This is a genomic window from Vagococcus sp. AM17-17, assembly GCF_003471765.1.
Lineage (GTDB): Bacteria > Bacillota > Bacilli > Lactobacillales > Vagococcaceae > Vagococcus > Vagococcus teuberi.
Genome location: NZ_QRJY01000014.1, coordinates 20,929 through 29,202, shown reverse-complemented (window position 1 = coordinate 29,202; position 8,274 = coordinate 20,929). Strand labels below are relative to the sequence as shown.

Annotated in this window: 8 protein-coding genes; 1 reads left to right on the top strand and 7 read right to left on the bottom strand. The window is 32.8% G+C overall.

Translation table 11 applies throughout. The annotated features are described in order from the left end of the window. Positions 1-3: 3 nt before the first annotated feature. From tnpA to DW196_RS09930, 4 genes are all read right to left on the bottom strand, one after another. A complete protein-coding gene (gene tnpA / locus DW196_RS09945; protein ID WP_233541954.1) occupies positions 4-492 on the bottom strand; it encodes an IS200/IS605 family transposase in 489 nt (162 codons plus the stop codon). 246 nt (positions 493-738) lie between these two features. Then, the gene (locus DW196_RS09940; RefSeq protein ID WP_118251162.1) at positions 739-1,746 is read right to left on the bottom strand and encodes a lipoate--protein ligase; all 1,008 of its coding nucleotides are present in this window, start codon (positions 1,744-1,746) and stop codon (positions 739-741) included. A 12-nt stretch (positions 1,747-1,758) separates the two neighbouring features. After that, on the bottom strand, positions 1,759-2,493 hold the full coding sequence (locus DW196_RS09935; RefSeq protein ID WP_071456366.1) for an MBL fold metallo-hydrolase: 735 nt from the start codon (positions 2,491-2,493) through the stop codon (positions 1,759-1,761). A gap of 179 nt (positions 2,494-2,672) precedes the next feature. Next, entirely contained in the window at positions 2,673-3,758 is a 1,086-nt protein-coding gene (locus tag DW196_RS09930) for a M42 family metallopeptidase (RefSeq protein ID WP_071456365.1), read from the bottom strand. A gap of 298 nt (positions 3,759-4,056) precedes the next feature. Here DW196_RS09930 and DW196_RS09925 point away from each other — a divergent pair, with 298 nt between their 5' ends. Then, on the top strand, positions 4,057-4,320 hold the full coding sequence (locus tag DW196_RS09925; protein WP_118251161.1) for a winged helix-turn-helix domain-containing protein: 264 nt from the start codon (positions 4,057-4,059) through the stop codon (positions 4,318-4,320). 72 nt (positions 4,321-4,392) lie between these two features. Here DW196_RS09925 and DW196_RS09920 read toward each other — a convergent pair whose 3' ends face one another. The 3 genes from DW196_RS09920 to nrdD all read right to left on the bottom strand — a co-directional run bounded on the left by DW196_RS09920 (position 4,393) and on the right by nrdD (position 8,063). Then, a complete protein-coding gene (locus DW196_RS09920) occupies positions 4,393-5,172 on the bottom strand; it encodes a hypothetical protein (RefSeq protein ID WP_118251160.1) in 780 nt (259 codons plus the stop codon). Positions 5,173-5,276: 104 nt separating this feature from the next. Next, complete coding sequence (gene nrdG / locus DW196_RS09915) at positions 5,277-5,855, bottom strand: anaerobic ribonucleoside-triphosphate reductase activating protein (protein WP_118251159.1); 579 nt, start codon at positions 5,853-5,855, stop codon at positions 5,277-5,279. A 45-nt stretch (positions 5,856-5,900) separates the two neighbouring features. Then, positions 5,901-8,063: an anaerobic ribonucleoside-triphosphate reductase gene (gene nrdD / locus DW196_RS09910; protein WP_370447153.1), complete on the bottom strand. Its 2,163-nt coding sequence runs from the start codon at positions 8,061-8,063 to the stop codon at positions 5,901-5,903. Positions 8,064-8,274 lie beyond the last annotated feature (211 nt).

The following is an 8,274-nucleotide window of genomic DNA, read 5'->3' as shown; positions in this document are numbered from 1 at the left end:
ATTTCATTCTAACGGATAACACATGTTTTTGTGTACTAAAAACTGCTGGTAACCTTCGTTACCAACAGTAGAAATTATAGATCCTAAATAATCTTCTTGAATTTGATTTCTTATGTATTTCTCTATTTGTTTCTTGTTTCGCCCTATTGCATCAACATAATAACCTCGACACCAAAATTTTCTGTTACCATATCTATATTTCAAATTAGCATGTCTATCGAAAATCATGAGGCTACTTTTTCCTTTTAAGTAGCCTATAAATCCTGAAACACTCAATTTTGGCGGAATACTCACTAACATATGAACATTATCTTTACATGCGTTGGTTTCTATTATTTCAATACCTTTTCTCTCACATAATAATCTCAGAATTTCTCCGATACTCTGTTTATATTTTCTGTAAATAATTTGTCGTCTGTATTTAGGTGCAAAAACTATGTGATACTTACATTTCCATGTTGTGTGTGATAAACTTTGATTGTCCTTTTTCATAAGGAACCTCCTATATGATTGATATATTGTAGTCGAGAAACTTAATTTATCTTATCATTTTAGGAGGATTTTTTAATACCACGCTGAAAGCACTCTAGAACCACCCGCATAGCAGGTGGTTTTCAATACATATAATAAAAAAGAGAGAGAATTTCTTCCCTCACTCAAATTAATTTTATTTCATTTTTGAGACTTTTTATCAATATTATTGTCCATCAACACGATTTGACATAGAGTATTTACTTGTTAATATAATAATTCAACCAAATCTGTTGATTCAATATTACCAAAATATTTTTTGACATCTATTTCTTCTACTGCTTTTGTTATGGATTCTTTATCATATTTCACACCCGTTAAGATGCCTTCAACGTCTGCAATTTGACCTAACCCAAAGAAATCACCAAAGATACGAATGTCTTTAATCTCACCATCAGAGACATTCATTTTAGCTTCAATTGATCCTATCGGGAATCTTTTACGACGAACGATATCAAATTCAGGCGAACGACCATAATTCCAATCCCAATTACGATATAATCTATCCGAAATCGCATTGATTTTTTTCCAATCTTCTTCCGTTAGTTTGTATTCATTCACATCGTTAATCTCTGTTGTATCAAATATTTTTAATAAAATTTCTTTTCTAAAATCTTTTGTAGACATATATTGATAATCATCAGATAAAAATGGTTTGATATTTGTCACTCGAGATCGAATTGATTTAATTCCTTTTGACTCAATTTTATCTTTTCTCACCTTTAATGCATTAACGACTTCGTTTACATCACTATCAAACATCAACGTGCCATGAGCAAACATACGACCATTTGTAGTATACATTGCATTTCCAGAGAATTTTTTATCATCGATAACTAAATCGTTTCTTCCCTTTAACTCTGCTCCTTCTACACCTAGCTCATGTAAAGCATCAATAATTGGTTGCGTTACCTTACCAAAATTTCTAAAAGATTCACCATCATCCGGCATGATAAAGCTAAAGTTCAAGTTTCCTTCATCGTGATAAACAGCGCCACCACCACTTAAACGACGAACCACGTGGATACCATTATCTTCAACATAATCAACATTGATTTCTTCAATTGTATTTTGATTACGCCCGATAATAATAGATGGTTCATTAATATAGAATAATAAAATTGGCTCATCTAGTGGCATCTCTTGCACTAAATACGTTTCAATCGCTAAGTTAATTCTTGGGTCTGTTATTTCTTCATTTGATACATAAATCATGGGTACAACTCCTTATAATGTAATAGTTAAATTAATTTTTGCTAACTGAACTGGAATATCTTCTGCATAATATTGTGTCTGTGACAAAACGTCTTCTAAAGCTAGAGATTGATTCAAGTGACTAATCACAACTTGTGACACGTTTGCTTCTTTAGCTAGTTCTCCCGTTTCTTTTGTTGTTAGATGTGCTTTATGATTTTCATTTCCTTCTAAGAAATATGTATCTGTAATCAATAAATCAGCCTTCTGACAAAAATCAGACAACCCATCTAAATAGCCAGTATCTGCTGTAAAAACAAATACTTTCCCCGTCTTCTTCTCAACAATTCTAGTAGCAAAACATGGTACAGGATGAATCGTGCGTTTGAATGTTATTAAAAATGGTCCAATCTCTAATGTATCATGTTCCTGATAAGCTATACCTTTTGAAATTCCTGGCATTGTTAATTCTTTAAACTTGTCTTCGTTTTCAGTATGACCATAAATATTTAATTCTTCAACTGGCGTTGTAGGTTTTAACTGACGCAAATACTGTAACACACCTAAATCTGCAATATGATCATGATGATAATGTGTTAAAAGCACCGCATCTAACGTTAACGGATCAAGTTTTTCTTCTAATCGAATTAACGTGGAACTTCCCGCATCCAATAATAGTGAAAAATCCTCCGATTGAACAAGATATGATGTGGTGCCTTCTCCTTTATAGGGATAGCCTCCCCAAAAACCTAGTACCGTAATTTTCATTACACGTCTTCCTTTCCATACAATAATATCCTACGACGAGTCAATAAAAGATACAAATAGTTTAATATATTTCCCGAACTAACCCCTAAAACCTATCTAAAAGCTGCTTTTTTTGATACAATTTTGTTTTTATAAAAAACTAAACAGATACTCTTTTCAAAGCACCTGTTTAGTTTAGATTAGTACGACGTTAACTCTTTCACTTTATCAGCATCTAGTCGTTTTACTACTTCTGTCACTAATTTCACTGTATTCAAATAATCATCTTCATGAATAATAGATGTATGTGAATGTAAGTAGCGGGTTGCCACTGTAATCGCAAGTGATGGTACACCATTACGTGTTAAGTGTTGCATACCAGCATCTGTTCCTCCACCTGTGATAACAGTGTATTGGAATGGAATATCCAGTTCTTCTGCCACATCAATGACAAAATCACGTAATTTTCTGTGTGGAATCATTGACGCATCAAAAATTAAAATCTGTGGTCCTTCACCTAACACAGAATCTGCTTCTTTTGGTGTCATCCCTGGAGTATCTCCAGCTGTACCTGTATCAAGAGCAAATGCAATATCTGGATTGACTAAATGCGTGCTAGTTCTTGCCCCGCGTAATCCAACTTCTTCTTGCACGTTACTTCCTGCAAATAAAATATTTGGGTGTCCTTCTTTCGCTAAGTTTTCTAACACTTTTAATGACACAGCAGTTCCAATACGATTGTCCCAAGCTTTAGCTAATAAGTATTTTGAACCATTTAAGCGTTTGTATTCGATAAAAGGTGTTACCATATCACCGGGTTTAATGCCCCACTCAGTTGCTTCTTCTTTACTTGTGGCACCAATATCAATAAACATATCAGCTATATCATATGGTTGCTTTCTTGCTTCAGCCGATAATACGTGTGGTGGTTTCGATCCAATCACGCCATGAATTTCTTTACCTGTTGATGTTGTGATGGTCACTTGTTGAGCAAGCATAACTTGTCCCCACCAACCACCTAATGTTTGAAATTCGATAAATCCTTTATCAGTGATTTTAGTTACCATGAAACCAACTTCGTCCATGTGACCAGAAATTAAGACACGCGGTCCTTCTTTTTCACCAATATGACGTGCGTTAATTCCACCTAACCCATCAAATAATACTTTATCAGCATATGGTTCGGCATATTTTTTAAAGATTTCAGTTACCTGTGTTTCGTTTCCAGGTACACCTTTTGCGTCCGTTAATTCTTTTAAAAATAGTTCTTCTTTTTTATCTAACAAACTAGTCACCTCTTTTAAATTTTTCACTGATTCTAGTATAACATTATTATGGGAAATATAAAAAGATAGGCATTAGAAAATAAAAAGACGGATTGATTTTCCAACCTTAAGACCTATGTCTCGCTTTATCAATTTATTTATAATATCAATCAAAAAGTTAATTAAAAGAGCGATATTATGACGATTATGTTGATTGAACCTAACCATGCATTAAAAAAACACTTACACAGCTTTTAACGAAGAATGGCTATCATGTGATATCTGTAACTCCTGATGATTTTTTATTTTGATACAATCAATGAAAAACAACCTCAATTTATTACCATCTCACAATGGGCTTACTCTAGATACTGAAAATAATACTTTAAGAACACAACATCACTGTATTAAATTAAGTAAAAATGAATGTCGTTTACTCGTTATTTTGTTTAAACATCCTGGTAAAGTGATAAAACGCGAAACATTTCTTCGTGAATTATGGAAAGATGAAAGTTATGTCGATGATAATACTTTAACAGTCAATATTAATCACATACGAAAAAAACGAGGTCTCTTGACGTGAACTTTGGGATTCAAACCAAGATTAAACAAGGATATTTTATTTCATAAAAAAAAGAGGTGTTCTCCACCTCTTTTAAGCTAGTTTCACAACAGTAATTTTATCTACAAAAAACTGTTCATCAAATACAGTTTCTTCACAATCTTTTGCTGCGACCGAACAAATAATAGCTTGTTTTATTATCTCCTCTGTTGAATTATCTTTATTAGATAGTCCTGCCGCTAATCCGCACAACATTCCTTCATGATTAACCTGCTTTATAGTCTCATCGTTACATAATACCTGAAATATTTCCTCATGATGAATGACATACCCATTACCGTTAATGTCATAAATAAATACCATTGGCATATCCTCAAATAAAGGATCTGTTAGTAATTCAGAGGGCATACTATTTAGTAGAGTTTCTTCAGATAATGATAATAATTCAGGTAACCTATCTTTCTTTAAACACAAAGCATATGGTTTTTCATCTCCAGCTAGAGCCATTTTTATCGCAGGAGTTGTTCCGCTAAATACGATACGTTGGGGGCTTATTTTATTCTGAAATAAGGTTTGATAAAACATCTGGTTTTCTTGTAGTAAATCAGATGACATGACAACTGCGTCACTACCTTCAATGAATAGTCTATAATCTTCTAATTCATTGCTATACAAAGGAACAGATGTTTCTGATTGAGTGTAAAATTGCTGCTCAAACAAACTATCCGATATGACTGTATCATCATCAATGAACTCTAATATTGGAATTGTCCCTAGTTTAGGTTCTAATCTTTCGATGATTTCTTGTTTTTCTGTTACTTTTTGTCGTGTTGCTTCTGTGTTCTTTTGAGATAAATTAATGAATACTATCATGTATAACACCCCTAATTTTTAATAGGCTAATTATCACAAATAAATTTAACTTTTTAAGGATGAAACCGTAAAAAAAGGATGAATACATTACGCATTCATCCAGTTTATCGAAAGTAAGCTTCCTTATCTAAACATTTTTCCCAAATAACTACATTAGATTTTTCTAACGACTGTACGACGTCTATAATTCTTTGATTACTGCTACCTCTAAATTGTAAGGTTAAATCTCTCTTATCTAATTCAAATCTTCCATCTACCAAAACGTCAATCAAACGAAGTAATTCTAGTTTATCATCCGTTTCTTGCAATAACTCTTCAAATGTATAACCAGACCAAGACCAAATATCTTTTGACGAACCGAATTCACCTCTAACACGTTTTACTAGCGACAAACACACTTCGGTATTTAAAAAAGGTTCTCCGCCTAATAAAGTCAATCCTTGAACATAATCATGAGATAAGTCCTCAATAATTTTATCTTCCAATTCTTTTGTATAAGGAGTGCCGTAGTTAAAATTTTGAATCGCACGATTAAAACAGCCTTTACAAGCAAATAAACACCCACTGACATAAATACTACATCTAACACCCTCACCATCAACAAACATAAATGGTTTATAATCAGCAATGTTCCCTTTACTATATTTAGTAGATTCCCACTCTTTTGGTTTTGGATTTCTCATTTCTATACTCCTTTAAAAAAATAAAAAAGAGTTTGATACTCTTTTTTATTTCATATGTTTTACTCGTGATGATATTTCTTTGTGACGACCATGAACCATTGGTCTTGCTTGTGGATTACCTAAGTAGCCACATGTTCGTTTTACTACATCACATGTTTTCGGGTCATTATTGTGGCATTGTGGGCATTCAAAACCACGTTCAGTTGGATTAAAATCTCCCTCAAAACCACATTCATAACAGTGATCAATTGGGGTATTGGTCCCTAAGTAACCAACTTTATCATATGCATAATCCCAAACAGCTTCTAATGCTTTTCTATTTTGTTGTAATACTGGGTACTCACAATAGTGAATAAACCCTCCAGAACAATATTTAGGATAATCTTTTTCAAAATCTAATTTTTCAAAAGGAGTTGGATTTTTTCTTACGTCATAATGAAAACTATTCGTATAATATTCTTTATCTGTAATATTTTCAATTTTACCAAATTTTTCTTTGTCTAAACGACAGAAACGATCTGTTAAACTCTCACTTGGTGTCGAATACACACTAAAGTGATAACCATATTCATCACCCCATGAATCTGTATGTTGTTTTAAATATTTCAAAATCTCTAAAGTAAATTCTTTTGCTTCAGGATTATCTTCCCATTCTCCACCAAAAAATGATGAAGCTACTTCATACAACCCAATATAACCAAGTGACACAGTTGCACGTTTGTTTTTAAATAATTCATCAACTGACTCATTTTTATTCAATCTATCACCAAACGCCCCATACATATATAAAATCGGTGCATTAGCTGGCGTTGCCTCAATGCATCTCTTCACACGAAAAACTAACGCATCTTTTGCCGTAGCTAAACGTTCATCTAATAAAGACCAAAACTTCTCTCTATCGCCACTAGCTTCCAAAGCAATGCGTGGTAAATTAAGTGTCACCACACCTAAATTCATTCTTCCAGCGTTCACTTCTTTTCCTGTTTCATCTTTCCAACCTTGTAAAAATGATCGGCAACCCATTGGTACTTTAAAACTACCAGTCAATTCTACAATTTTGTCGTAATTCAATACATCAGGATACATTCTTTTTGTTGCACACTCTAATGCTAATTCTTTGATATCATAGTTTGGGTCTGTCGGTTTTAAATTTACACCATCTTTAATGGTAAATATTAATTTTGGAAAAATCGCTGTACGATGTTCCCCTCCAAGTCCTTTAATACGATTCAAGAAAATCGCACGTTGAATTTCTCGCTCAAACCAATCTGTACCAAGACCAAAACCTAACGAGGTAAAAGGCGTTTGACCATTAGAAGTAAATAGTGTATTGATTTCATATTCTAAACTTTGCATAGAATCGTAGATATCTTTGCTGGTTTTTTGTTTCGCATATTCATCATGCTTAGACTCGTCATCTATCCATTGTTTCGCATCTTCTAAATGCTTTTCATAATTTTTTTTCGCAAAAGGCGCTAAAAACTCGTCAATTCTATCTGCCGAGCATCCACCATACTGACTAGATGCGACATTCGCAATGATTTGAGAAATTTGTGCTGTAGCTGTTTGGATTGACTTAGGTGATTCCACTTCAGCATTTCCTATTTTGAAACCATTATTTAACATCCTTTCAAAATCAATCAAACAACAATTCGTCATTGGAGAATATGGATGATAATCTAAATCGTGGTAGTGAATTTCACCTTTTTGATGAGCATTCGCTACATGAGAAGGCAATAATTTTAGGCCAATTGATTTTCCTACAATCCCTGCTGTCAAATCACGTTGAGTATTAAAAACATCACTATCTTTATTTGCATTTTCATTTACTAATCGTTGATCTTTATTTAACAACTTACCAATTGTAACATTAATATCTGTCGATTCTGCTCGTTCAAAATCTCGTTTAGTTCGATAATTAATGTATTCTTGTGCAAGAGCATATTCTCTATTTTCCAGTAAAATATGCTCAACAATATTTTGTATCTCATAAATTTTGACGTCCTTATAAAAACGCTCACTAATTTCTGATACGATTTTTTGCACAAGCGCTTCAATTTTTTTTGTCGATAATTCATCAACTGGACCATTTACTTTATTCTCAGCTTTTAATAAGGCTTCTGTTATTTTTTTAACATCAAAATCAACTGTACGACCATCTCTTTTAATGACATTTATCATATCAATTCCTTCTGATATATTGCTCATTTTTTCATTTAATTCTGTTTCTTCAATCATTATCATCGAACTCCCTTTATGTATTCAACTTATATCTTATCCCAACGAGAGTCTTTTTTCAACTATATATAGTGTTTTAATTTTATTTTTTAATTAAAAACCACTATATATAGATGAAAAGTTGATGTGTTAACTTTTATTCTTGTCAACAAATTATTTTGTTTTCTAATTCACTAATAAT

Bases quoted from the DNA above. Each gene is read 5' to 3' on its own strand.
- DW196_RS09940 (WP_118251162.1), bottom strand. From the start codon at position 1,746: ATGATTTATGTATCAAATGAAGAAATAACAGACCCAAGAATTAACTTA.
- nrdG (WP_118251159.1), bottom strand. From the start codon at position 5,855: ATGAGAAATCCAAAACCAAAAGAGTGGGAATCTACTAAATATAGTAAA.
- DW196_RS09935 (WP_071456366.1), bottom strand. From the start codon at position 2,493: ATGAAAATTACGGTACTAGGTTTTTGGGGAGGCTATCCCTATAAAGGA.
- DW196_RS09920 (WP_118251160.1), bottom strand. From the start codon at position 5,172: ATGATAGTATTCATTAATTTATCTCAAAAGAACACAGAAGCAACACGA.
- DW196_RS09925 (WP_118251161.1), top strand. From the start codon at position 4,057: ATGAAAAACAACCTCAATTTATTACCATCTCACAATGGGCTTACTCTA.
- tnpA (WP_233541954.1), bottom strand. From the start codon at position 492: ATGAAAAAGGACAATCAAAGTTTATCACACACAACATGGAAATGTAAG.
- nrdD (WP_370447153.1), bottom strand. From the start codon at position 8,063: ATGAGCAATATATCAGAAGGAATTGATATGATAAATGTCATTAAAAGA.